This window comes from Mycolicibacterium agri, from assembly GCF_002553505.1.
GTDB classification, from domain to species: Bacteria; Actinomycetota; Actinomycetes; order Mycobacteriales; family Mycobacteriaceae; genus Mycobacterium; species Mycobacterium agri.
Genome location: NZ_PDCP01000050.1, coordinates 1 through 25603 on the forward strand (window position 1 = coordinate 1; position 25603 = coordinate 25603).

Below are 25603 nucleotides of genomic sequence, written 5' to 3' on the forward strand. Positions count from 1 at the left end.
ACCCGGGGTGCCCCCAAACCACCTGGGGCCCCCCCCGGGTCAGCACACCACCAACCTTATCTGTATATTCACGGCCAAAAACCCCTGTCGCCACGCGCGCCCGCGGCCTGCGGCCCGGACGCGCTTCGTTTCAGACTGCTTGCGCGAGGAGCCCGCCACCGGCATGAGCCCGATTCCCCTTGAGTGCGTCGACCAGTACGCCTGTTTGGCAGCCAACATCAACTTCAATTTGGAGAACCTGCGAACCGGCTTCTGGCAGTTGACAATCGACGGCCTGGCATGGGGCGGGATCTATGCGCTGGTCGCGGTCGGGTACACGTTGGTGTACGGCGTGCTGAAGCTGATCAACTTCGCCCACTCCGAAGTGTTCATGTTCGGCATGTTCGGCGCGTATTTCTGCCTCGACTTCATCCTGGGATTCACGCCCAGCGGCAACACCTACAACCTCGGTCTCTCGCTGACCGTGCTGTATCTGCTCATCGCGATGCTCTTCGCGATGCTGGTGTCGGGCGCGACGGCCGCGGGACTGGAGTTCGTCGCCTACCGGCCGCTGCGACGACGCAACGCCGAGCGGCTGTCGTTCCTGATCACCGCTATCGGAATGTCGTTCGTGCTGCAGGAATTCGTGCATTTCATCCTGCCGAAGATCATTCCCGGCTACGGCGGCTCCAACGCCCAACAGCCGATCCGGTTGGTGGAACCCAAGACTCAGTTCCACGTCTTTGATTCGGCCGTTTCCAATATCACGCTGATCATCGTGATATCCGCGCTCTTTTTGGCCTTCATGACTGACCTGGCGATCAACCGCACGAAGTTCGGTCGCGGCATTCGCGCGGTCGCCCAGGATCCCGACACCGCGACGCTGATGGGCGTATCCCGGGAACGCATCATCGTCACCACGTTCGTGATCGGTGGCCTGCTCGCGGGCGCCGCAGCGCTGCTGTACACTCTGAAGGTGCCGCAGGGCATCATCTACTCCGGCGGATTCCTGTTGGGCATCAAGGCTTTCTCCGCCGCGGTGCTCGGCGGCATCGGTAACCTGCGCGGCGCACTGCTCGGCGGTCTGCTGCTGGGCATCATGGAAAACTACGGCCAGGCCGTGTTCGGCACGCAGTGGCGCGACGTGGTCGCGTTCGTGCTGCTCGTCCTCGTGCTGTTGTTCCGGCCGACTGGGATACTCGGAGAGAGCCTCGGGAGGGCACGGGTATGACCAAACGACTCCTCGCGCCCGGCGACTCCATCCGAGAGTGGTGGGACGCCCGATCCCGGGTGCAGAAGTGGGGCTTCGGTGTGCTGATGTTCGGCGTGCTGGCCCTGCTGCCGCTGTACACGCCGCCCTTCCTCGACACGCCAGGCATCAGCTTCGGCGGCACGATGGCGCAGTTCGCGATGATCGCGATCATCGCCATCGGCCTCAACGTGGTGGTGGGGCAGGCGGGCCTCCTCGACCTCGGCTACGTCGGCTTCTACGCCGTCGGGGCCTACACCGTGGCGCTGCTCACCAGCCCCGACAGCCCATGGAACAGGCTCAGCCCGACGGGGTTCTTCAGCACGCCGTGGGCGTGGCTGTCCTGCGTGCCGCTGGCGATGGCGATCACCGCGCTGGCCGGCCTCATCCTCGGCACGCCGACGCTGCGGTTGCGCGGCGACTATCTGGCGATCGTCACGCTGGGATTCGGCGAGATCATTCGCCTGATGGCCGACAATCTCTCCGACATCACCAACGGGCCGCGCGGCCTCAACGAGGTGGCGTTCCCGCGGTTGGGCGAGAGCGAGAAACTGCCCGAAGGCGTGTTCTCCAGCGCCAATTCCGGCGGCGACGCGAATTACGGCACGTGGTGGTTCTGGCTGGGCATTCTGCTCATCGCGGCGATCCTGATGCTCGTCGGCAACCTCGAACGCAGCCGCGTCGGCCGCGCCTGGATCTCGATCCGGGAAGACGAGGACGCCGCGGAAGTCATGGGCGTCAACACCTTCCGGTTCAAGCTTTGGGCGTTCGTGATCGGGGCGGCCATCGGCGGCCTGTCCGGCGCGCTGTACGCGGGCCAGGTGCAGTACGTCGCGCCGCCCACGTTCAACATCATCAACTCGATGCTGTTCCTGTGCGCGGTGGTGCTCGGCGGCCAGGGCAACAAGCTGGGCGTGATCTTCGGCGCGTTCGTCATCGTCTACCTGCCCAACCGGTTGCTCGGCGTGCACTTCCTCGGGATCAACCTCGGCGACTTGAAGTACCTGTTCTTCGGGCTCGCGTTGGTGGTGCTGATGATCTTCCGGCCGCAGGGGCTGTTCCCGGCCCGGGCGCAGCTGCTGGCATACGGAAAGTCGGCCACCGCCCTGTTGCGGGCCGAACCGCGGGAGAAGGAGCCGGCCGCATGACCGCACCGTTGCCGGGCACAGAAGAGTCGATCGAAGAACTGGCGGGTGTCCATCGCGAAATCCACGCCGCCGAAGGCGAAACCCTGCTGCAGACAAAGGATCTGACGGTCAAATTCGGCGGCCTGACGGCGCTGGACTCGGTGACCTTCGACATCCGCCGCGGCGAGATCCTCGGCATGATCGGTCCCAACGGCGCGGGCAAGACCACCTGCTTCAACGCGATAACAGGTGTGTATCGGCCGACTTCGGGTCAGGTGATCTTCGATGGCGCTCCGCTGGGCCGGATCAAGCGCCACCAGATCACCCGCAAGGGCATCGCGCGCACTTTCCAGAACATCCGGTTGTTCGGCGACATGACCGCGCTGGAGAACGTCATGGTCGGCACCGACGCCCGCCACCGCACCTCGGTGCCCGGCGCGCTGGTGCGCACGCCGCGGCACCGCCGCGAGGAGAAGTCGGCGATCGAGCGCGCGACCGCACTGCTGCACTTCGTCGGCATCGCCCACCGCGGCGACGAGAAGGCCAGAAACCTGCCCTATGGCGATCAGCGGCGGTTGGAGATCGCCCGCGCGTTGGCCACCGAACCCAAGCTGCTGTGCCTCGATGAGCCTGCGGCCGGCTTCAACCCGAGCGAGAAGGCCGCGCTGATCGACCTGATCCGCAAGATCCGCGACGACGGCTACACCGTGCTGCTGATCGAGCACGACATGCGGCTGGTGATGGGCGTGACCGACCGGATCGTCGTGCTCGAATTCGGCCGCAAGATCGCCGATGGCCTGCCCGCCGACATCCGCGAAGACCCGAAGGTCATCGCCGCGTATTTGGGAGTGCCCGATGACGAACTCGAGTGACGCCAGCGAGGCGCCCGTCCTGCTGGAGGTCCGCGACATCGTCGTGCACTACGGCCGCATCCGCGCCCTGCACGGCGTATCGCTGCAGGTGCGGCAGGGGGAGTTGGTCACGCTGCTCGGCTCCAACGGGGCGGGTAAGACGACGACCATGCGGGCCATCTCCGGCTTGCGGCCGTTGACGTCGGGTTCGGTGTGGTTCGAGGGCAAGGACATCAGCCGGATGAAGGCGCACCGGCGTGTCGCCGAGGGTCTGATCCAGGCGCCCGAGGGCCGCGGTGTGTTCCCTGGCATGACCGTCACCGAAAACCTCGAAATGGGTTGCTTCGGGCGGCCGTTCGAGTCCAGAGCCGAGCACAAGGAACGCTTCGAATGGGTTTTGGAGACGTTCCCACGGCTCGCCGAACGCAAGAACCAGGTCGGCGGCACGCTGTCCGGCGGCGAACAACAGATGCTGGCGATCGGCCGCGCCCTGATGGCGCGCCCGCGGGTGCTGTTGCTCGACGAGCCGTCGATGGGGTTGGCGCCCATGGTGATATCGCAGATCTTCGGCATCATCGCCGACATCAACGCCCAGGGCACCACGGTGCTCTTGGTCGAGCAGAATGCCCAGCAAGCGCTGACGCGGTCGCACCGCGCCTACATCCTCGAGACCGGCGAGATCACCCGCCACGGCAAGGCGCGAGAGCTGTTGCAGGACGACAGCATTCGCGCCGCCTACCTCGGCGTCGCCTGACCCTCGCTTCGGCACCCCCTCCTTTTTCTTGCGGCGAGCGTGCGTGTCTGCAGGCGACACGCCGATGAAATGCACGCGTTTGCGCACGCTCGCCGAAGCTCTGAGGGGCTGCCCGCCGCGTTTCTGACGGTCTGCCCGCCGCGGTTTGAGGTGCTGCCCGCCGCGTTTCTGACGGTCTGCCTGCCGCGTTCCTGAGGGGCTGCCCGCCGCGGTTCTGAGGTGCTGCCCGCTGCGGTTGGACGAAATGCTCGGCCGGCAGCCTCGCGAGCGTGCGTGAAATCAGGAATTTCTACGGCGTGTCGGCCGCAGACACGCACTCTCGCCGCAGTCATGGAGTGTCGGCCGCAGACACGCACTCTCGCCTAGATGGCGACGATCACTGACGAGCCGTGGCCGAACAGGCCCTGGTTCGCTGTCACACCAACCTTGGCGTTCTCCACCTGCCTGCCGGTGGCCTGGCCCTTCAATTGCCATGTCAGCTCGCAGACTTGAGCGATGGCCTGCGCCGGAATGGCCTCACCGAAGCAGGCCAGCCCGCCGGACGGGTTGACAGGGACCTTGCCGCCGATGGCCGTCGCACCGCTGCGCAGAAACTGCTCGGCCTCGCCCTTCGGACACAGTCTGAGGTGCTCGTACCAGTCCAGCTCCAGCGCCGTTGACAGGTCGTAGACCTCAGCCAGGCTGACGTCCTCGGGCCCGATACCGGCCTCGGCGTAGGCGGCGTCGAGGATCTGGTCCTTGAACACCCGCTCGGGCGCAGGCACCACCGCAGTGGAATCCGTTGCAATATCCGGCAATTCGGGCAGGTGCTGCGGATACTGCGGCGTGACGGTGCTGACCGCCCGTACCGACGGCACACCCTTGACCGAACCCAGGTGTTTCTCGGTGAACGACTTGCTCGCCACGATCAGGGCCGCGGCGCCGTCGGAGGTTGCGCAGATGTCCAGCTGGCGCAGCGGATCGGCGACGACGGGACTGGCCAGCACGTCCTCGACCGTATTCTCCTTGCGGTAGCGGGCATTCGGGTTCTGCAGCCCGTGCCGGGCGTTCTTCACCTTGACCTGGGCGAAGTCCGCCGATGTGGCGCCGTAGAGGTCCATCCGCCGCCGCGCCAGCAGCGCGAAGTACACCGGGTTCATCGCGCCGATCAAGTGGAACCGCTGCCAGTCCGGGTCGTTCTTGCGCTCCCCGCCGACCGGCGCGAACGCCCCCTTGGGCGTGGTGTCGGCGCCGATCACCAGGGCGACGTCGCAGAAACCGGCGAGAATCTGGGCGCGGGCGCTCTGCAGCGCCTGGGATCCGCTGGCGCATGCGGCGTAGCTCGAACTGACCGGGATGCCGTTCCACCCCAACTTCTGGGCGAACGTGGATCCCGCGATGAAGCCGGGATAGCCGTTGCGGATGGTGTCGGCGCCGGCCACCAATTCGATTTGACGCCAATCCAATCCGGCTTCAGCGAGGGCAGCGCGCGCCGCGACCACGCCGTACTCGGTGAAATCGCGGCCCCACTTGCCCCACGGGTGCATACCCGCGCCGAGGATGTACAGCGGTTCTGGACTCATTTCGCGGGTCCTCTCTGGCTCGTCACGGGCCGCCACGCGTGCACGATCCGCTCCACACCGTCGTCGTCGACATACAGCGGCATGGTGGCCAGTTCCATCTCCATGCCGACCTTCAGATCGGCGGCCAGCGTTCCTTCGACGACCTTGCCCAGCACGATCATTCCCTCGTCGGCCAGTTCGACCGCCGCGATCGCGAACGGTTCGAACGGATCCGGCGCCGGATAAGGCGCGGGCGGGGGATATCGGTTCTCGGTGTAGCTCCACAGCGTGCCGCGCCGCGACAGCGGCACCTGGGCGAGCTCATCGCCGTCACAGGCGGGATTGGGGCAGTTGTTCGCCCGCGGCGGGAACACATAGGTGCCGCACTGATGGCACTTGGCGCCGATCAGGTAGGGCGCTCCGGAGCCGTCGGTGGCGAACCAGCCGTCGATCGCAGGTTGCGTAGAAGCTGACACGGGGTCAGCGTACCGAGTCCGCGGCCGAAACTGAAACGTGTTCCAATTCGAGCCGGCGGGCCGCGTAGCGTCTCGGATGATCGCCATCGCCCGGGAGCGCGGCTGCAAGCCGGGTCTAGCGGCGGCCCGCGTCCAGCAGGATGCGCAGCAGGTCGTCGGGGTTGTCGCGCATCAGGTTGTGCCTGCCGCCGAGTTCGTGGACGGTCCAATTCGGATCGCCCTTCACGCGCTCGTAGCACAGCCGCAACGGCGAGTCACCCGGCCAGTTCAGCGCATATACGAAGTCGCGGCGACGAAACCTGTTCAGATCCCCGGTCAGCCGGATCGGCTGCAGCAACGATGCGAGGGGATGCGCGGTCGCACGCGGGTCGAAGAACGGCAGCGGAGGGACGCCGTAGCCGGTGTGGTCGACATTGACATACCACTGCCGCTCCTCGTCGTTGACCAGATGCCAGCAAGATTCCCCGTCGTAGGGCACGAGCGCGTCCAAATACACAAGCGCGTCGACCTTTTCCGGGATTCTGTCGGCGACTCCGGTGATCACCATTCCGCCGTAGCTGTGCCCGACCAGCACCAGATCCTCGGCGTCGGGCTCCACCGCCAGCGCCGCCAGGACGTCGGTGATGTGCGTGTCGAGGTTGACGCCCGCATGGGCCAGATGCGCGCGTTCGGCGACCCCGGTGAGCGTCAAAGCCAGCACCTGGTGACCACGGTCCCGCAGTGCGGCGGCGAGGTCGTCGAAGCACCATGCACCGTGGCAGGCGCCAGGTATCAGGACATAGGTGGTCATGACCGTACTTTGTCCGCAGCCGTTCGGACTCGGTAATCCGCAGTGACACGGGCCAATTCGTCGGGGCGCCTGCTCGCGCCTGCGCGGTGCATCTCGCGGTTGGCTTCGACGACACGCAGGGTTTCAGGTCGGCGTCGGTTTTCGTACCGACGCAGCCCGCAGTTCCAGGAGTCACTGGCGAGCTCCTCGGCGAGCACGGCGGCGTCGACGATCGCCTGCGAACCACCGTTGGCGCCAACGGGATACATCGGATGGGCCGCATCGCCGAGCAACGTCACCCGGCCCTGCCCCCACCACGGCAGCGGGTCGCGATCGACCATCGGATACTCCAGCACCGGGTCGGTGCGGCGCACCAGGTCGGCCGCGTCCAGCCAGCCGAGCCGCCACTGCTCCACATGCCGCAGCACCTCGGCGCGGTCGCCGGGCTTGTTCCACTTCGCGTCGCCCGGTAGCGGTCCCGGATCCGCTTCGGGCAGCATCACCACCCAGTTGATCAGGCCGCCGCCGATCGGGTAGACGACGAGGTCGACGCCGTTGGCGCCCTTGACAATCGACATCATGCGGCCGTCCAGGAACGGTTCGCCTTCCGCGGCGCCGCGGAACATCCGCACTCCCGACCACAGCAGCGGGTCCGGACCCGGGTGAAGCAGCTTACGAACGGTCGAGTGGATGCCGTCGGCGCCGACGAGGACGGCGGCGTCGATGGCACCGGCAGATGTCTGCGCGCGCACCCCGTTCGTGGTGGCGGTGACGGCGGTCAGTTCGGTGTTCGATCGAACAGCGCTGGCGCCCAGCCGATCTCGCAGCGCAGCCAACAACAATGCCTGCAGTCTGCCGCGGTGCACCGAGTACTGCGGGTAGCCGTAACCGCCGTCGATACCGCGCGGTTCGCGGAACAGCAGCGTGCCGTCGGTGTCGTAGTACGCGATCGCTGTCGGCGCCACGGACTGTCGCGCCAACGCGTCGCCCAGCCCCAGCGCGTAGAGCTCACGCACGGCGTGGGGCAGCAGGTTGATGCCCACACCCAGCGGACGCAGGTCGGTGCGTTCGATGACGGTGACGTCGATGCCCTGGCCATGCAGCGCGAGCGCGGCGGTCAAGCCGCCGATGCCGGCTCCGACGATGAGGACGTTTTCGGTCATGGCCCCAGCCTCGGCCGCCAATCGTTATAAGTCCAATACCTAGTTATTCCAGAAACTATAATGAATGCTTATGGAACTTCGGCAGCTGGAGTACTTCGTCGCGGTCGCCGAGGAGGCCAACTTCACCCGCGCCGCCGCGCGTATCCGCGTCGCCCAGCCCGCCGTCAGCGCACAGATTCAGCGGCTGGAACGCGAAGTGGGGCAACAACTCTTGGACAGGTCGCGGCGCAGCGTTCGCCTCACCGCCGCCGGTGCGGCCGCGCTGCCGTACGCGAAGACCGTGCTACAGGCCGTCAGCGACATGCAGGTCGCCGTGGACGACGTCGGCCAACTGATCCGGGGGACGGTCTCCATCGGCACGGTGACGTCGCACAACGTCGACATCCCGCGACTGCTGGCCGACTTCCACGCCGACCATCCCGGCGTCGAGATCACCCTTGGCATGGACAGTTCGGACAACCTCATCGAGAACGTCCGCACCGGCAGGCTGGACGTCGCGATCGCCGCGGTCGGGCCCGACGAGGTGCCGGACGGTGTGGCGGTGGAGACGACCACCGACGAGGCGATCACCGCGGCGGTGGCACGCACCGACCCTCTGGCCACCCGTAAGACCATCCAGGTGACCGATCTGCGTGACAGGGCGGTGATCGCGCTGCCGGTGGGGGCCGGCATCCGTCGTCAGTTCGACCGAGCGTGCGCGCAGGCCGGCGTCACGCCGCGCATCGCGTTCGAGGCCAGCTCGCCGCTGGAGCTCGCCGATATGGCCGAACGCGGTCTCGGTGTGGCCATCGTGCCGGAGTCGGTGCCACGCGGCCGCGACGACCTGCACGCGCTGGCGTTTGTTCCTGAGTTGCGCGGGCGGCTGGTGCTGGCCTGGCGGTCGGCGGGTCCGGTCAGTCCCGCCGCGCGCGTTCTGATCGATCGAGCTCGGCGGTTACTGCGTGTCACCGCGCGTGCATAGAGTAGGGCCGTGACCGCAAGCGCAACCGCAACGGCCGAGAAGAAGGCGACCGAAAAGCCGACACTGATGCTGCTGGACGGCAATTCGCTGGCGTTTCGGGCCTTTTACGCGCTGCCGGCGGAGAACTTCAAGACCCAGGGCGGCCTGACCACCAACGCGGTGTACGGGTTCACCGCGATGCTGATCAACCTGCTACGCGACGAGCAGCCCACCCACATCGCCGCCGCGTTCGACGTGTCCCGCGAGACGTTCCGGCTGGAGAAGTACCCCGAGTACAAGGCGGGCCGGGCCACCACCCCCGACGAGTTCCGCGGCCAGATCGACATCACCAAGGAGGTGCTCACCGCGCTGGGCATCACCGTGCTGGCCGAACCCGGCTACGAGGCCGACGACGTCATCGCCACGTTGGCCACGCAGGCCGAACAAGAGGGCTACCGGGTGCTGGTGGTCACCGGCGACCGGGACTCGCTGCAACTCGTCAGCGACGACGTCACCGTGCTCTATCCGCGCAAAGGCGTCAGCGAGCTGACCCGGTTCACCCCGGAGGCCGTGCTGGAGAAGTACGGCCTGACCCCGGCGCAGTACCCGGACTTCGCGGCGTTGCGCGGCGACCCCAGCGACAACCTGCCCGGCATCCCGGGCGTGGGGGAGAAGACGGCGACGAAATGGATCGCCGAGTACGGCTCGCTGCAGGCCCTCGTCGACCAGGTCGACACGGTGAAGGGCAAGGTCGGCGACGCGCTGCGGGCCAATCTGTCGAACGTCGTGCTCAACCGCGAGCTCACCGATCTCGTCAAGGACGTGCCGCTGGCGCAGACCCCCGACACGCTGCGCATGCAGCCGTGGAACCGCGAACGAATCCACCGATTGTTCGACGACCTGGAGTTCCGGGTGCTGCGCGACCGGCTGTTCGACACGCTGGCGTCGTCCGACCCGGAGGTGGACCAGGGCTTCGATGTGCGCGGCCGCGCGCTGGAGTCCGGTGAACTGGCCGGCTGGCTGGCCCAGCACATCAAGGGCAAGCGGGCCGGGCTCGCGGTCATCGGCACCCACCTCGCGTTCGACGGCGACGCGACCGCGCTGGCGATCGTGGCCGCCGACGGCGAGGGGCGCTACGTCGACACAACCGACCTGGACCCCGACGACGAAGCCGCGCTCGCCGCTTGGCTCGCCGACCCGGCCTCGCCCAAGGCGCTGCACGAGGCCAAGCTGGCCATGCACGACCTTCACGGCCGCGGCTGGACGTTGAACGGCGTCACCTCCGACACTGCGCTGGCGGCCTACCTGGTGCGGCCTGGCCAGCGCAGTTTCGCGCTCGACGATTTGTCGCTGCGCTATCTCAAACGCGAATTGCGTGCGGAAAACCCTGAGCAGCAACAACTTTCGTTGCTCGACGACAGTGAGGGCGTCGACGAGCAGGCGGTGCAGACCTCGATCCTGCGGGCCAGCGCGGTGATGGATCTCGCCGACGCGCTCGACGAAGAACTGGCCCGCATCGAATCCTCGTCGCTGCTCGCCGACATGGAACTGCCGGTGCAGCGGGTGCTGGCCGAGATGGAGACCGCAGGCATCGCCGTCGACCTCGACCAGCTGTCGCAGCTGCAGAGCGAGTTCGCCGACATGATCCGCGACGCCGCGGAGGCCGCCTACTCGGTGATCGGCAAGCAGATCAACCTCGGCTCGCCCAAGCAGCTGCAGGTGGTGCTGTTCGACGAGCTGCAGATGCCGAAGACCAAGCGCACCAAGACCGGTTACACCACCGACGCCGACGCGCTGCAGTCGCTGTTCGACAAGACCGGTCACCCGTTCCTGCAGCATCTGCTGGCCCACCGGGACGCCACCCGGCTCAAGGTGACCGTCGACGGGCTGTTGAACTCGGTGGCCTCCGACGGCCGCATCCACACGACGTTCAACCAGACCATCGCCGCGACGGGCCGCTTGTCGTCGACGGAGCCCAACCTGCAGAACATCCCGATCCGCACCGACGCGGGCAGGCGCATCCGCGACGCGTTCGTCGTCGGCAAGGGCTACGAACAGTTGATGACGGCCGACTACAGCCAGATCGAGATGCGGATCATGGCCCACCTGTCCAAGGACGAGGGCCTGATAGAGGCGTTCCGCACCGGCGAGGACCTGCACTCGTTCGTCGCATCACGCGCGTTCTCGGTGCCGATCGACGAGGTCACGCCCGAACTGCGGCGCCGCGTCAAGGCCATGTCCTACGGCCTGGCTTACGGGTTGAGCGCATACGGCCTGGCGGCGCAGCTGAAGATCTCCACCGAGGAAGCCAAGGTGCAGATGGAGCAGTACTTCAACCGCTTCGGCGGGGTGCGTGACTATCTGCGCGCGGTGGTGGACCAGGCCCGCAAGGACGGCTACACGTCGACGGTGTTCGGCAGGCGTCGATACTTGCCGGAATTGGACAGCAGCAACCGCAACGTGCGCGAGGCCGCGGAACGAGCCGCGCTCAACGCGCCGATCCAGGGCAGCGCCGCCGACATCATCAAGATGGCGATGATCCAGGTCGACAAGGCGCTGAAGGCGGCGGGGTTGAAGTCGCGCATGCTGCTGCAGGTGCACGACGAACTGCTCTTCGAGATCGCCCCGGGTGAGCGTGAGCAGGTCGAGAAGCTCGTCCGCGAGCAGATGGGCAGCGCCTATCCGCTCGACGTGCCGCTGGAGGTCTCGGTCGGGTTCGGGCGCAGCTGGGACGCCGCGGCCCACTGAACCCGCGGGTCAGTCGACGTCGAGCAACTTTGACAGCAGCTGCATCAGCCGAAGGCCCCCGATGCTATTGCCCGATGCATCAAGCGCCGGACCGTAGATCCCGATGCCCTTATGGTGGCGTACTACGCCCATCATCGCCCCGGACACGCCGCATTTGGCTGGGATGCCCACTTCGCAGGCATAGTGGCCAGAGGCCTCGTACATGCCCGTGGACAACATCAGACGACGTACGAGCCGTAGATGCGAAGCGTCGAGCATCTCGCCCATGACGCAAATGTCGGTGCTCTCGGAGAGCATGCGCCCCGCGGTAGCCAGATCGACGACATCGACTTCGATGGCGCACATCTGGCAATACGCCCACAAAAGCTCTTCGACCGTTGTGGAGACGAAATTGTGGCCGCGCAGGTAATAGGCGAGTGCCCGGTTCTGATCTGCGAGCATCAACTCAGATCTCGCCGTACCGAGATCGACACCGATCGCCGGGTTGTTCGCGAGCGCCCGAACGAAATCCAACACGCTCGCCACTCGGTCGTCCGGATCGTGTCCGGGCAACATGTCCACGATGACGAGCGCGCCGGCATTGACGAACGGGTTGACGGGCACACCGGACGTCCTGACAAACGACTCGAGTGAGTTGTACGAGCCCAGAGCCTGATCGCACCCCACGCGTTCGAAGACATAATCCTTGCCGCGGTGGTGCAGCGCCAACAGGAGGGTGAAGACCTTCACCACGCTCTGCAGCGTGAACTTGGCTATGCGGTCTCCCGCGGTGACAACGCCGTCTTCGCCGAAATCGACGGCGACGGCCAGGTCGTCAGGACGAGCCTGGCTCAGCTCCGGCAGGTAGTTCGACACCGCGCCGGAGCCGAGCCAGGGCTTCACCTGTTCGACTAGATCCTTCAGCTGATCTGCTGCGATCACCGTCACCGCTGGGTCCTAGTAGTAGGGAAGATGCTGGGTCCTCTCGGCCTCGCTCACCGGCAGGTGGTCCTGCTCCCATTCGGTCTGCTTTGTGGCGACGTACTCCTTGATGAACTCGTCACCGAAGACCTCGTAGCTGAGCTCGTCCTGTTCGAAGGCTTCAATGGCTTCCAGGAGTGTCCGCGGCAACCGCGCGATCTCCTCGTGCTCCGACGCGAGCTCGGTCATTTCCGGGCCCGGATCGATCTCGTTCTCGATGCCGTCCAGTCCAGCCGCGAGCAGGAAGGCGCCGGCGAGATAGACGTTCGCCGATGCATCGGGGTTGCGAACCTCGATTGCCGGCCGGTTCTCCGGGATGCGCACCATGCAGGAACGGTTGTTGGGTCCATAGGCGATCTTGATCGGAGCCCAGGACACCGATCCGTCGACCAGCCTCGGCGTTAACCGCTTGTAGGAATTGACCAGGGGGTTGGTGATCGCAGTCAACGCGCGTGCATGCTTGAGCAACCCGCCGACGAAATACTTCGATTCTTTCGACCATTCGTCTTCACCACCGACGCTGGACCCGCCGATCCGCAGCACGCTTTCCTCTTCGCCCTCCAACGTGCAGAGCCCGAGGTTGAAGTGCGCACCGGAGCCCCACAAGTTGGCAAAAGGTTTCGGCATGAAGGTCACAGCCAGTCCATGCTGCTTGGCAACCTGGTGCATCATGAGCCGGAACAAGGTGAGCCGGTCGGCCATCTGAAGCAGATCGCGGTAGTAGAAGTCGATCTCGAACTGGTTGACTCCGCCCTCGGCGCCAATCGCGAAGGCCTCGAGGCCGATCTCTTTCATTGTCGAAACGACTTCGTCGAGAAATACCGATACGTCGTACGTCGTCTCGACGTCGTAGGCAGGGCTGGGCTCGACTGCACCCGACGCGGTGAGGTCACCGAAGCCGTTCGACGTCAGGTTCTCTGGCCGGTAAAGGTAGAACTCGGGCTCGATACCCAGCGTGCACCGGTAGCCCTGATCCGCAGCGCGCCGGATCTGGCGCTTCAGGATCGATCGCGGGCACAGCGCGAAGGGTTCGCCTTTGTCGGACCACATGTCGGACGCCATCCACGCAAACCGCCTGTCCCACGGCAGCACGGTAAGCGTGTCGGGGTCGGGGAGGGCGGTGACCTCTTCTTCGACAGGATCCATCCGGCCGATTCCGTTGATGCCGCGAGGGGTGTAGCGGGCGAACCCCGCAAGCAACTCCGAATAGCGCTCCACCGGATGACTCTTGCCCCTCGACCGGCCGAGGATGTCGATCCACGCAGCCGTGACATAGCGAACGCCGGCGTCGGCCAACTCGCGGGTCTTCTTCGCGTGCGCGGGGTCGACCGCGCGGAGTGTATCCATTCTTGTTGTATCTCTTTCTGTTTCGGTTGCGGTACGTACTCAGTAGTGGGGTAGGGTCAGCCGAATCGGAACCTGACTTTCGAGATGTCCATCGGCTGGATAGGCATGAAGTCGCCGTACCGGTCCGGCGGCGCACTGGCGATGCGTGCACCTTTGGGGCCGAACACATATGCCGGTTCTGGATTCCACTTGAGGAACCCGATGTAGACAACGGCGCCGACAAGGGTGGAGACGACAAAGCCCATGTCGGCGCCGTTCAACATTTCTGCGCCAGGGCCGACGTACCAGCCGGTGTTGACGAACAGCATCCCGATGACGACGGCTGCCATCCAGGCGATCACCGCACGGTGGTTAAGACCGATGGAGGACCAGTATCGACCGCCCATTTGGCCGCGGTTGTAAACCTGCAGGGAGTCAGAGTCGTAGTAGCCGCGGTTGTTGAAGTAGCCAATCAGGTTGATGATGCTCCAGGGCGCCCCGAGCACGATGAGAATTGCGAGATAGGAGCTTACGATGGCCGAAAGCTGTTGATAGAACGCCCCGACGAAAACCAGCAAGGTTGAGACGATCGACAGGTAGATGGTGGCTCGGACCCGACTGAGTCGTGGAACGACGGACGAGAAGTCCAGCCCCATGTTGTAGATGTTGATGACCGCTTGGGCGGTACCCGGAACGAACGCCAGATACAGCGCGAAGAACAGGAACCAAAACGGTACGTTGTTGGCGAACTCCGTTGCGTAGGCGTTGAGTGGGTCCTTGAACGTGACCGCCGTATACGCGCCGAACATGAACGCCCCACCCATGCCGAAGAATCCGCCCACCCAGGCCGCCACGACCGAGTGCGAAGGCGGGTATTTCTTGGTTGAAATGTGACGGGTCCAGTCGCCGGCGTACGGACCGTACGAATTGACGGTTCCAGCGCACGCAAGCATGCCGAGAATCCAGGTCGGCCAGAAGCTTCCCAGCAGATACTCGCCACCCGCATACCCGGGATCGAAGTTCGGTGCGGCGACGAAGACATAAAGAAGCATGATGCTGCCCGCAGTGGGCACCATCCATTTGGTGAACGACACCATGTTGGCATGACCAAGCACCGCGATGATTGTCATGACGACGGCGACCAGGGTGTAGGCAAGGACCAGCAGGACGACCGTTGTCGTTTGACTGTCTATTGCGAAGAGCCGAACAACGCTGCGCGCCAGCACTTCTCCCGCCGCCCAGATGCACAAGGCAGCGAAGACGATGTCTGCAGTGATACCGAGGGCCGAGCCGATCATTCGACCGAGGGCGCCGAAGTGCGCGCCGCTGGCCACTGGGTTGTTACTGCCGCTTCTCAGCCCTAGTAACGTCATCGGCGCCATCAGGGTCGCGCCGATCGCCGAGCCGACAACGATGGCGCTGGCGGATGCCCACCACCCCAGGCCCAGCGATACGGGGATCCAACCGATGACGATGATGCCGAACGTCATGCTTCCGCCGAAGAGAATCCACAACAGATTTCGGGGACGGGAATGCCTGTCTTCGTCGGGGATGTACTCGATCCCGTAGCTTTCGACCTTGCCGACGGCATCGACTCTTGCGGGTGGCTGTTCGACTTCGTTGTGCTGTGCCACGTTTTCCATACTGGTAAGTCCTTCGGTGAAACCTATCTGTCCGGATTTGGGATCGACTCTTGCACGTCGACCCCGCGTCACCGTCTGCTGTTGCAAGGACCTGCTTCGGCTGACGGATCGCAGGAGGCGCGGTCTGCTGCGAGGATTTGAGCTATCTGGGGTGCAGCGCATCCCATGCCTTACTGAAGGGCACGAGGGGTGCTTTCGCGACGCCACCTCCGATCTGTCGTTTTGATCGGCCTGCGATGCCGATGTCGAGAAATGGTGTGAGATCGCCTCTGGTTGCGATCTTTTCGACGTCCAATCCAAGCGGTGTGCCCCGATAGTTCAGGACTGGAATAAGGAAATCGGGACTTTCCGTGACGGTGATCTCGTACATCGCAGTGGTGCGCGCGATCATCGTCGATACGTCGCGGCCACTGGACCGATGCAGTGGCAATCCCGCTGCCTGGGCGAGGCCGCCGAGGCCGACCACTTCGGTGATGGTGCTCTCCCCACCCATGAACTCCATGTCGGTTGCGTCGTGACCGGATTCGAGGAGGTAATCGTCGAAGGTCGGAAGCGGACCGGTGAACCAGGTGTCGCCGGTGCCGGACGTCTGAATTCCGAACTCGGCGCAGGAAAAGGCCATGGCGGTGACCACGCTGGAGCCGTCGAAGCCGCGCATTGCATTGGCCATGACCTTGCTCGCGGCCATCGACAGCCGGAGGAAGAAATAGTCGTCGCACAGCGAATCGAGGACCGCCTCTAGTTCTGCGCCGAGCTGTTTGGCGCCGACGAGCAGTCGCCTCAGAAGCAACAGCGTGGCGGCGGCGTTACGGCTGTGCAGCTCATCGCCCATCGCGAGGGCGCGCGCCATGATCGGCTTCAGCCGTAGCGCTTCGGTTTGAGAGTTGATCAGGGTGTTCAGCGCAGGTGCGATGCGAAGACGTAAGTCCTCCAGATTGCTCCTGGTGGCCTCCGTGTAGGTGCCGTAGTTGAGGCGGTCCGCGCTGTCGCCTTCGTAGAGGGTGCAGTAAGCACGTTCGCCGCTGCGGTCGTCGGCCACGACTACAACCGGCATGGACGCAGTGGTGACGCCGGCGAGTGAGCCAACGCAACCGAACTCCTGGCAGCCTCGCACTTGTATGTCCCCGCGTTCGAACGCGGCAACAGCCCCAGCCTCGTCGGACGCCAGCCCTTCGTACAGCGCGCCACCGATGATCGCCGCCCGCTGACCGCCTGTGTAGGAGCCGAACGGCATTGCTGGACCTGAGGTGAGCACCGTCGACTTTGGAAGCCTCATGGCCCTGTCGGCGGTCTCGACCGCGATCAGGACTGGGTCCGACGCAAGGAGTGCCTGGATCGCAGCCGCATTGGCTTTTTCGCGGTCGTGTTGCATAGCTTGCCCCTTTTGCCAAAACGTTTTGGCTTTTATTGTTGTGCCGTTCAGTTGTCTGTCTCAGGGTTTGTGTTGCCGTGTCGGGAGAGCGGTGACCTCAGCCAAATGGTTTTGGCTGAAGTTCGCAGTGACAGTAGTCACAGACACTTGAAGGTGTCAAGGAGTTCACACAGAAGTGGGTGTGGAATCTGCGACCGTCGACGAAGCGCGTGCGACGAACTGCGTCGGAATCAGGCGTGTGTCGTCGGGTGTCGCACCGTTTTCCAGACGGTCGATCAAAAGCTGGGCGGCGGTCGCGCCTGTGCGGAACGGAAACAGGTTGGTGGCCGAGATTTGCGGCGAGGTCAGGGTCAGCGATCTGGCGTCGACAGCCGAAGCGATTGCCAGGTCGTCCGGCACGCTCAATCCGGCCCGCAGTGCCGCGTCGAGTATGGCAAGCGCGAGATCGTCGGAACTCGTATAGACGGCGTCGACATGTTCCTCGCACAGTCTGGCAACGATGCGATCGACTGCGCGTTGATCGTCTAGGGACGCCAGTGTCAGGGTGACGTCTCGTAAGCCTTTGCCGCGCACCCATTCCCGGTAACCCGACATCACATCATTGACGTATGAGCGGTGGGTGTCGTCGGCAACCATTGCCGGGCAGCCGCGTCCGTTTTGCTCGAAGTGATCCAGCACCAACCGAGCGGCCGAGGCGTGGTCGTTATCGACCGCCAGCACGTCATGCGTCTCGCATTGCGCGATCCCAACGGTGACAACGGGAACGCCAGTGGCGAAGATCGGCTCGTCGCCCTGGGGATCGACGATGATTGCACCGTCGATCGCGAAGCCGCCGAAGATGCTGGCTTTGCCGCCGGATGGCGTAACCACTAGCGCGTACCCAGCGCTGTCGGCTGCTGCGGCCGCCCCATTGATGACGTCGAGGAAGTACGCCGAATCTGGGAGCGCCGGGCCTCGTTTGTTCTCGAGGGCAGGCAGCTGGATAGCGATGATTCGGCTTCGGCGCGTGACGAGTTGTTGGGCGTGGACGTTTGCCTGGTAACCCAATTGGGCGGCAGCCTGGAGGACCCGAATGCGTGTCTCCTCGGCTATGCGTCCTCGGTTATTGAGCGCATGCGAGACCGTTGTCAGTGACACGCCGGCGGCCGCGGCCACGTCTCTGATGCTCGCCACCCTGACCTCCCTATCGGAAACGATAGCGACTGACGGGGCTTGTGCGTCGGACCGTGAAGGCCGCAAGAAGAGTTCAGCGGCGCCGCGCGGAGGCGTCGCTGACGCGGAATCCGGAGAGCGCCTGCAGTGCCGGCGCGGCGGCCCGAGCGCCGTAGACCGCGTAGGTCTCCTCGGTCAGCAACGCGTGCACCCGTTCGTCGCCGAAGCCGCGGTCGATGCGGTCGCGGACGAAGGCCAGCTCGACGACCTGGGCGGCGAACTTCTTGACCGAAGCCGCGGCGGGCCGACCGCCGATACGGGCGGCCTGGCCGATCGCGGCCTTTCGCGCCTTGATGGACCCCAGCCATGTCGCCTCGTTGGGCGTCAACAGCCCCGCGGTGACCATGCCGGGCAGTTTCGCGGCGACGACCCGCTGTTCCCTGCGTCGGCTGTGCACGGCCAGCGCGACGGCCAGCGCGAAGATCGGCACCATCCACAGCACGTAGACCGCCAGGTAGGCGCCGACGCCCAGCATCGAGGAGCCGTTCCAGAGGCCGTGCAGCAACACCGCGCCCGCGTAGCCGAGCAGAATACAGCCGGCCTTGGCCCCGGCGCCGCGACGCTGCAGCGCAAACCACACCCCGATGCCGAACGCCGTGGTGAACAGCGAATGGGCGAACGGCGCCATGATCAACCGCATCGCCGCGGTCAGCAGCGAGTCGCCGACTGTGTCGCCGCTGCCGATGTAGAGGATGTCCTCCAGCCAGGCGAAACCCGCGCCGACCAGTCCGGCGTAGACGAGGCAGTCGGTCAACGAGTTCAGTTCATTTCGGCGCCGCCCGGTCAGCATCACCAGCAGAAACAGCCCCTTGGCCGCCTCCTCGGTCAGCGGGGCGCCGACGACGAGCGTGACGGTGCTGACCGATCCGGAGTCGCCCGGGTTGAAGGCGGCTTCGGCGACGACCTGAAGGATTCCCGCGATGACGACAGCCACCGACGCGCCCCACAGGAATGCCAAGATCAGCAGCCGCGGCGGCTCGGGCTCCCAGCGGTCAAGCCACAGGTAGGCCAGCACGACGACCACCATGGCGATGCTGGACAGCACGAACCCGATGGCGGTTCCGACCGGGTTCAACGCGGTCATTCCGATGACGATCAACCCGACGACCACCCCGAGCGCGATCAGCACGCCCAGTGGCGCTCCGACCTTGCGCATCTTCTTCTGGACCGGCGGATAGGACGGGCCATAGGCGAGCGGGTGCGCTGGCGGACCGGCATAGGACACCTGAGCAGGGTATCTGTGACACACTGTCGTGGCCGCACGTGGCTCTGATCACGATTTCGCAGCTTGCGGGGCCGGGTTTGTCCAGCATGTGCCCGGTCGAGTAACCTCGACAGGTACCCGTCTGTGGTTTTGCGATCTCTGCTGCGGGTCACACCAATAACCCGAAAGTCCCAAGTCCCTACGACCAAACCTGTCCGGAGCAACCCACCACATGCCAAGTCCCTCCGTCACCTCGCCGCAAGTAGCCGTCAACGACATCGGCTCGAGCGAGGACTTTCTCGCCGCCATCGACAAGACCATCAAATACTTCAACGATGGCGACATCGTCGAGGGAACCATCGTCAAGGTTGACCGTGACGAGGTTCTGCTCGACATCGGTTACAAGACCGAAGGCGTCATTCCCTCCCGAGAGCTCTCCATCAAGCACGACGTCGACCCCAACGAGGTTGTGTCCGTCGGCGATGAGGTCGAGGCCCTGGTCCTCACCAAGGAGGACAAGGAAGGCCGCCTGATCCTGTCCAAGAAGCGCGCCCAGTACGAGCGCGCCTGGGGCACCATCGAAGAACTCAAAGAAAAGGACGAGGCCGTCAAGGGCACCGTCATCGAGGTCGTCAAGGGCGGCCTGATCCTCGACATCGGCCTGCGCGGCTTCCTGCCGGCGTCGCTGGTCGAGATGCGCCGCGTTCGCGATCTGCAGCCGTACATCGGCAAGGAGATCGAGGCCAAGATCATCGAGCTCGACAAAAACCGCAACAACGTGGTGCTGTCCCGCCGCGCCTGGCTGGAGCAGACCCAGTCCGAGGTGCGCAGCGAGTTCCTCAACCAGCTGCAGAAGGGTGCGATCCGCAAGGGTGTCGTGTCCTCGATCGTCAACTTCGGCGCCTTCGTCGACTTGGGCGGGGTGGACGGCCTGGTGCACGTCTCCGAACTGTCCTGGAAGCACATCGACCATCCGTCCGAGGTGGTTCAGGTCGGTGACGAGGTCACCGTCGAGGTGCTCGACGTCGACATGGATCGCGAGCGGGTTTCGTTGTCGCTCAAGGCAACTCAAGAAGACCCGTGGCGGCACTTCGCCCGCACCCACGCGATCGGCCAGATCGTGCCCGGCAAGGTCACCAAGCTGGTGCCGTTCGGCGCGTTCGTCCGCGTCGAGGAGGGCATCGAGGGCCTGGTGCACATCTCCGAGCTGGCCGAGCGGCACGTCGAGGTGCCCGATCAGGTGGTCGCCGTCGGCGACGACGCGATGGTCAAGGTCATCGACATCGACCTGGAGCGGCGCCGCATCTCGCTGAGCCTCAAGCAGGCCAACGAGGACTACACCGAGGAGTTCGACCCGGCGAAGTACGGCATGGCCGACAGCTACGACGAGCAGGGCAACTACATCTTCCCGGAGGGCTTCGACCCGGAGACCAACGAGTGGCTCGAGGGCTTCGAGGCGCAGCGCGAGGAGTGGGAGGCCCGCTACGCCGAGGCCGAGCGCAGGCACAAGATGCACACCGCGCAGATGGAGAAGTTCGCCGCGGCGGAAGCCGAAGCGGCGGCGTCCTCGGCGGCCAACGGTGCCACGCGCTCCGAGGAGCAGTCGGCAGGCGGCTCGCTGGCCAGCGATGCCCAGCTTGCGGCGCTTCGGGAGAAGCTCGCGGGCAGCGCCTAACCGGCGCCTGACCGCATGCTGCGCATCGGTCTGACCGGCGGTATCGGCGCCGGCAAGTCGACGGTGTCCGCCGCGTTCGCTGAGTGCGGCGGCATCATCGTCGATGGCGACGTCATCGCCAGGGAGGTCGTCGAACCCGGCACCGAAGGTCTCGCTGCGCTCGTCGACGCGTTCGGCCACGACATCCTGCTGCCCAGCGGCGCGCTGAATCGACCCGCGTTGGCGGCCAAGGCCTTTGTCGACGACGAGCAACGCGCCAAGCTCAACGGCATCGTGCACCCTCTGGTGGCGCGGCGCCGTGAGGAGATCATCGCGGCGGTGTCCGAGGATGCCGTGGTGGTCGAGGACATCCCGCTGCTCGTCGAGACGGGCATGGCGCCGATGTTCCCGCTCGTGGTCGTCGTCCACGCCGACGAAGAGACACGCGTCGAGCGGTTGATCAAACGCGGAATGGACGAGGCCGACGCCCGCGCGCGGATCAAGGCTCAGGCGCCCGAAGAGCAGCGCGTCGCGATCGCCGATGTGCTGCTTGACAATTCGGGCACGCCCGGCGAACTCGTCGAACGCGCGCGTGAGGTTTGGTATCAGCGTGTGCTGCCGCTGGCGCACAACATCCGTACTCGCCAGATGGTACGCACCCCACCGAAGGTCGTGCCCTACAACCCGGCATGGCCCGACGACGCGCGCCGCATCATCAGCCGGCTGAAAATGGCATGCGGGCCAAAAGCCCTGCGGGTGGACCACATCGGTTCCACGGCGGTGCCCGGCATGGCCGCCAAGGACGTCATCGATATCCAGGTGACGGTCGAATCACTCGCTGTGGCAGACGAACTCGCCGACTCCTTGACCGCCGTCGGCTATCCGCGCGTCGACGACATCACCCGCGACAGGGTGCACAGCGACGATCCATCGGTGTGGCGCAAGCGATTTCACGGTGCGGCCGATCCCGGTCGCCCGGCCCATGTGCATTTGCGAGTGAACGGCTGGCCCAATCAACAGTTCGCGTTGTTCTTCGTGGACTGGTTGAAGGCCAACCCCGCCGTGCGGGAGGACTATCTGGCGGTCAAGCGCACCGCGTTGACCGCTGCGGACTACGTGGAGGCCAAAGAGCCGTGGTTCCTCGACGCCTACTGGCGCGCCAAGGCATGGGCCGACGCGACCGGTTGGCAGCCGAGCGAACCTGATTCGGGTTAGGCGCTGGCGGGAGCGGCGCCGTCGACCGGGGCACCCTCGACCGGCGGCGGATCTGCGGGCGGGAGCCCACCGCCCGGCGCGGCCGGGTTGGGTATCCCGCTGACCGGCGCCTCGCAGGTCAGGGCGCCGTAGTCGGGATCGTCCTTCACCGGCAGCACGCGGGGTGCGATGAAGTCCTCGGCCTTGGCGACGACCGCGTCGTCCACCAGAATCTCGCAGGTCAAGTTCGCCGAATACGGCCAGTCGATCGACACCCGCATGTTGGCGGTGGCGCTCTCGGGCAACACGGTGTTGGCCTCGAACGTGCGCCCGGGCACCATCGTCGGATTCGCCGTCTGCGTCTGATTGCCCTCGGCCGCGAAAGTGATCGTCGCACCGCGGGATACGCCGTCGACACGGGCGCGGTAGACGATGTTGTGCAGCACATCCTCGCTGCCCTGGGCCGCCGGATCCGCAGGCGGCGGATCTTCGGGATCGGCCAGCGCAGACGCGGGACTTAACTGAGAGCCGGCGACAAATGTCGCCAGCGCAGCGGCGAAGATCCATCCGCGCTCGGCAAGGCTCATGGCTGCGAGATTACGCCACCGCCTCTGGTGGGGTCCAAGAGGTTGCCGGCAGCAAACTAGTCACGCCGGCTGGCAGTTCGGGCACCACACCGACGTCCTACCGGCGACGCGACGGCGGCGAAGCCGTGTCCCGCAGCGGGGGCACGCCGGGTCGGGGGCGTCGCGAACCCGGGTCAGCCAACGCGGAAGGCCGGGAACACAGCCGTGTTTGACCGCGGTCAGCAACGTGCGCTTCATTGCGCCGTGCAGGCGGCGCAGGTCGTCGCGATCGAGGTCGGCGACCGGCCGCGACGGGTTGATGCGGGCGCGCCAGCAGATCTCGTCGGTGAGCAGGTTGCCAAGGCCCGCGATCACCGACTGGTCCATCAGCGTCGATTTCACCGCCCCGCGGCGGCCCTGCAACGCCGCCGCGAACGCGCGCAGGTCGATCGTCAGCGCATCGGGGCCCTGTTCACCCATCACCCGAGCCACGTCATCGTCGTCGGCGGCCAGCCAGACGCCGCGCAGCTTGCGCAGGTCGGCATACCGGAACTCGCCGCGGTCGAGTGTGATCACCAGGCGCTCGTGGCCGATATCGGGGTCACCGGACTGCGCGAAGTACGGGTGGCCGGTCATCCCGCTGTGCACCATGACTGTCGGGCCGTCCGTCGGCAGGATCAGCCACTTGCCGTGGCGGCGTGGCGTGCCGAACCGCCGCCCGACCAACGTCCGCGCCAGATTCCGGGCGCTGGTGTTGCGCAGTACGCCGGGATCGCGCACGTCGACGCGGACCACCCGGCGCCCAGGCAAGGTGTCGGCGAGTTCCCGGCGGAACCCCTCGACGTCGGGCAGTTCAGGCACGGATCTTCGTCAACTGCTGCGCCGGGCGCGCCAATGCGCGGGCGCGCCTGCCGATGTCGCCCCACGGATCGCCGTGTTCGGCCACCCGCTTGGGCACGTCCAGCATCGTGAAGAGGTCGGCGCGCAGGCCGCGGCGGTCGAGCTCGTCCCACTCCAATGGCGTGGCCACCGGCGCGCCGCGGCGGGCGCGCACGGCATACGGCGCGACGGCGGTCTGCGCATAGGCGTTGCGCATGACGTCGATGTACACGCGGTCGCCACGATTGGCCTTGCGCATCTCGACCGTGCGGTGGTCGGGATCGTCAGCGACGGTGACTTCGGCGACGTCGCGGGCGAATTGGCGCACGGTGTCGTAGTCGGCGTCGCCGCGAATCGGTGTGACGACATGCAGGCCGCGCGATCCGGTGGTCTGCACATACGGCACAAGACCGATCTGGGTGAGCAGATCGGCGACGGCGCGGGCGGTCGCCTTCACGACCGCGAAGTCGTCGGCCGACGGGTCGAGGTCGAAGACGATCCGGTCGGGCGTGTGCAACCGGTCGCGCCGCGACAGCCATGCGTGCACCGTCACGCAGTTCTGATTCGCCAGCCACCGCAACGACTCCCGGCTGTCGGCGACGGGGTGCACGACGGTGCCGTTCTCCTTGTCGACCTCGACGCGGCCCATCCAGTCCGGCATCGAATCGGCGAAATCCTGCTGGACGAAACCCTTCTGGTCGATGCCGCGCGGATAGCGCCACAGTGTCAGCGGGCGATCCTTCAAGTGGGGCAGCATGACGTCGGCGACGGTGGAGTAGTAGTCCACCAACTCGGCTTTGGTGATGCCGTCGGCGGGAAACAGCACCCGATCGGGGTGGGTGACTTCAACCTTGGTGGCCATCAGCGGCTTTCCCTCACAACCTCGTCGGGGCTCTTGTCTGTGCGCAGGCCCAGGTAGCGGGGGTGGCGCAGCTTGCCGTCGCGTGTCCAATCTGGTGGAGCGTTCGTATTCCGATCGTGCACAATTCCTCTCGCACCTGATGCCCGGCTTCATGGCCACACCAAACGCCTCGGCCCCGGCCGGTTGCCATGGGCCAGGCTTCTCGGGTCGATATACCGTTGTTGACTGCGAATTCAGCAGTCACCCAGTCGGGCGCCGGCAATCGGTCCCGGATGCTCGCGGCGGGGTTGGCGCGGGATCCAGCGTGAGTACCGCATCTCGTGGACGACAGTGCACGAGCGCTGGGTTCGGCGTGGCGACCGAGCATGCCCTCCGCCGCTGTCGAACGGGATTGTCCTATCGCGGATTCCCGGCCGAGCCGTTGATGGCCGAGGGCGATGACCCAGCCCGCCATGCGTCCCGAGGCGGTTCAAAGCCCGCCGAGTTCTCGCGTGAAAAATCGTTACGTAGGAGCCTGGAATTGCTGGTTACCCGTCGCCATTAGCCTCGATGTTGCTCTTGAACCTCCCGAAATCCATCGCTAATCGCCGAATTGGATGGTGATCCGATCGTCGCTCTTGATGCGCTCGCCAGCGCTCGGTATCTGGCGCATGATTCGATTATGGTTCTCCGGCTCCACGGGTACGTCTGGCCCCCTATCAAGGCTGCCGGTCCATCCTAAACTTCGTAGTTCTTTTTCGGCGTTCATCCAGTATTTGCCCAATAGATTTGGCATCACCATGTCCTGACGGCTATTTAGACTACTAGCCGTCAATGGTGGCGATGTCTGACTATGTGAACAAGCCGCAATACCCGTGGCCATGACAACTGCCGTAAGGATGGCGACGATCAGAGGCCTTCCGTTAGTAGCAATATTCCACACCATCAATGAATGCCTCTTGTATGTCCTTTTCCTTAAGTTGTTGGGTGTCGCGTGATGGACTCGACACCTTGCGGTCCCATCGTAGGAGCTCGCCGCGGCGAGCATTTCCGTAGAGAATTCACAGTGCTGATAGTGAGAGAGTATTCGATGTGGCTTCACCGATAGCGCGGGGAGATGATGCCAAATTAGTCATACACCCCCCGTGATACCAC

Annotated in this window: 22 protein-coding genes; 8 read left to right on the plus strand and 14 right to left on the minus strand. The window is 65.3% G+C overall.

Annotated elements, in window-relative coordinates; all coding sequences use genetic code 11:
- Positions 1-163: 163 nt before the first annotated feature.
- The 4 genes from CQY20_RS22805 to CQY20_RS22820 are packed head-to-tail and all read left to right on the plus strand — an operon-like array spanning position 164 to position 3960.
- Positions 164-1210 carry a branched-chain amino acid ABC transporter permease gene (locus tag CQY20_RS22805; protein WP_371870981.1) on the plus strand — a complete coding sequence of 349 codons (1047 nt, stop codon included), beginning with the start codon at positions 164-166 and terminating at the stop codon, positions 1208-1210.
- The gene (locus CQY20_RS22810; RefSeq protein WP_097942358.1) at positions 1207-2376 is read left to right on the plus strand and encodes a branched-chain amino acid ABC transporter permease; all 1170 of its coding nucleotides are present in this window, start codon (positions 1207-1209) and stop codon (positions 2374-2376) included. Before CQY20_RS22805 ends, CQY20_RS22810 begins: the two co-directional genes overlap by 4 nt.
- Complete coding sequence (locus CQY20_RS22815; protein ID WP_097942359.1) at positions 2373-3227, plus strand: ABC transporter ATP-binding protein; 855 nt, start codon at positions 2373-2375, stop codon at positions 3225-3227. The genes CQY20_RS22810 and CQY20_RS22815 overlap by 4 nt, the downstream gene beginning before the upstream one ends.
- Positions 3211-3960 carry an ABC transporter ATP-binding protein gene (locus CQY20_RS22820; protein WP_097942360.1) on the plus strand — a complete coding sequence of 250 codons (750 nt, stop codon included), beginning with the start codon at positions 3211-3213 and terminating at the stop codon, positions 3958-3960. The genes CQY20_RS22815 and CQY20_RS22820 overlap by 17 nt, the downstream gene beginning before the upstream one ends.
- A gap of 362 nt (positions 3961-4322) precedes the next feature.
- Here the strand turns inward: CQY20_RS22820 and CQY20_RS22825 are convergent, their stop codons facing one another.
- From CQY20_RS22825 to CQY20_RS22840, 4 genes are all read right to left on the minus strand, one after another.
- Complete coding sequence (locus CQY20_RS22825; protein ID WP_097942389.1) at positions 4323-5522, minus strand: lipid-transfer protein; 1200 nt, start codon at positions 5520-5522, stop codon at positions 4323-4325.
- On the minus strand, positions 5519-5977 hold the full coding sequence (locus CQY20_RS22830) for a Zn-ribbon domain-containing OB-fold protein (RefSeq protein ID WP_097942361.1): 459 nt from the start codon (positions 5975-5977) through the stop codon (positions 5519-5521). Before CQY20_RS22830 ends, CQY20_RS22825 begins: the two co-directional genes overlap by 4 nt.
- Before the next feature lie 115 nt (positions 5978-6092).
- Positions 6093-6767, minus strand: coding sequence for an alpha/beta fold hydrolase (locus CQY20_RS22835; protein ID WP_097942362.1), 675 nt, complete (start codon positions 6765-6767; stop codon positions 6093-6095).
- Positions 6764-7909, minus strand: coding sequence for an FAD-dependent monooxygenase (locus CQY20_RS22840; protein ID WP_097942363.1), 1146 nt, complete (start codon positions 7907-7909; stop codon positions 6764-6766). The genes CQY20_RS22835 and CQY20_RS22840 overlap by 4 nt, the downstream gene beginning before the upstream one ends.
- A 70-nt stretch (positions 7910-7979) precedes the next feature.
- On the opposite strand from CQY20_RS22840, the gene CQY20_RS22845 reads away from it, so the two are divergent.
- Positions 7980-8870 (plus strand): LysR family transcriptional regulator, encoded by an 891-nt coding sequence (locus CQY20_RS22845; RefSeq protein WP_097942364.1) that lies wholly within the window; start codon positions 7980-7982, stop codon positions 8868-8870.
- Positions 8871-8879: 9 nt separating this feature from the next.
- The gene (gene polA, locus CQY20_RS22850) at positions 8880-11597 is read left to right on the plus strand and encodes a DNA polymerase I (RefSeq protein ID WP_097942365.1); all 2718 of its coding nucleotides are present in this window, start codon (positions 8880-8882) and stop codon (positions 11595-11597) included.
- A 9-nt stretch (positions 11598-11606) separates the two neighbouring features.
- Here the strand turns inward: polA and glsA are convergent, their stop codons facing one another.
- The 6 genes from glsA to CQY20_RS22880 all read right to left on the minus strand — a co-directional run bounded on the left by glsA (position 11607) and on the right by CQY20_RS22880 (position 19335).
- A complete protein-coding gene (glsA, locus tag CQY20_RS22855) occupies positions 11607-12524 on the minus strand; it encodes a glutaminase A (protein WP_097942366.1) in 918 nt (305 codons plus the stop codon).
- 9 nt (positions 12525-12533) lie between these two features.
- The gene (locus CQY20_RS22860) at positions 12534-13904 is read right to left on the minus strand and encodes a glutamine synthetase family protein (RefSeq protein ID WP_097942367.1); all 1371 of its coding nucleotides are present in this window, start codon (positions 13902-13904) and stop codon (positions 12534-12536) included.
- Between the two features lie 56 nt (positions 13905-13960).
- Positions 13961-15517: a purine-cytosine permease family protein gene (locus tag CQY20_RS22865; RefSeq protein ID WP_234816372.1), complete on the minus strand. Its 1557-nt coding sequence runs from the start codon at positions 15515-15517 to the stop codon at positions 13961-13963.
- Between the two features lie 151 nt (positions 15518-15668).
- Positions 15669-16898 (minus strand): oxamate carbamoyltransferase subunit AllG family protein, encoded by a 1230-nt coding sequence (locus CQY20_RS22870; protein ID WP_097942369.1) that lies wholly within the window; start codon positions 16896-16898, stop codon positions 15669-15671.
- A 165-nt stretch (positions 16899-17063) separates the two neighbouring features.
- Positions 17064-18053: a LacI family DNA-binding transcriptional regulator gene (locus CQY20_RS22875; RefSeq protein WP_234816373.1), complete on the minus strand. Its 990-nt coding sequence runs from the start codon at positions 18051-18053 to the stop codon at positions 17064-17066.
- A gap of 91 nt (positions 18054-18144) precedes the next feature.
- On the minus strand, positions 18145-19335 hold the full coding sequence (locus CQY20_RS22880; RefSeq protein ID WP_371870980.1) for a PrsW family intramembrane metalloprotease: 1191 nt from the start codon (positions 19333-19335) through the stop codon (positions 18145-18147).
- A gap of 211 nt (positions 19336-19546) precedes the next feature.
- On the opposite strand from CQY20_RS22880, the gene rpsA reads away from it, so the two are divergent.
- Positions 19547-20989 (plus strand): 30S ribosomal protein S1, encoded by a 1443-nt coding sequence (rpsA, locus tag CQY20_RS22885; protein WP_097942371.1) that lies wholly within the window; start codon positions 19547-19549, stop codon positions 20987-20989.
- A gap of 15 nt (positions 20990-21004) precedes the next feature.
- Positions 21005-22183: a dephospho-CoA kinase gene (coaE, locus tag CQY20_RS22890; protein ID WP_097942372.1), complete on the plus strand. Its 1179-nt coding sequence runs from the start codon at positions 21005-21007 to the stop codon at positions 22181-22183.
- Here the strand turns inward: coaE and CQY20_RS22895 are convergent.
- From CQY20_RS22895 to CQY20_RS22910, 4 genes are all read right to left on the minus strand, one after another.
- A complete protein-coding gene (locus CQY20_RS22895) occupies positions 22180-22749 on the minus strand; it encodes a hypothetical protein (protein ID WP_097942373.1) in 570 nt (189 codons plus the stop codon). The genes coaE and CQY20_RS22895 overlap by 4 nt on opposite strands.
- 60 nt (positions 22750-22809) lie before the next feature.
- Entirely contained in the window at positions 22810-23589 is a 780-nt protein-coding gene (locus tag CQY20_RS22900; protein WP_097942374.1) for an Fpg/Nei family DNA glycosylase, read from the minus strand.
- On the minus strand, positions 23582-24472 hold the full coding sequence (gene ligD / locus CQY20_RS22905; RefSeq protein ID WP_371871078.1) for a non-homologous end-joining DNA ligase: 891 nt from the start codon (positions 24470-24472) through the stop codon (positions 23582-23584). Before ligD ends, CQY20_RS22900 begins: the two co-directional genes overlap by 8 nt.
- A 577-nt stretch (positions 24473-25049) precedes the next feature.
- Positions 25050-25394 (minus strand): PASTA domain-containing protein, encoded by a 345-nt coding sequence (locus CQY20_RS22910; RefSeq protein ID WP_163700264.1) that lies wholly within the window; start codon positions 25392-25394, stop codon positions 25050-25052.
- Between the last annotated feature and the right edge of the window lie 209 nt (positions 25395-25603).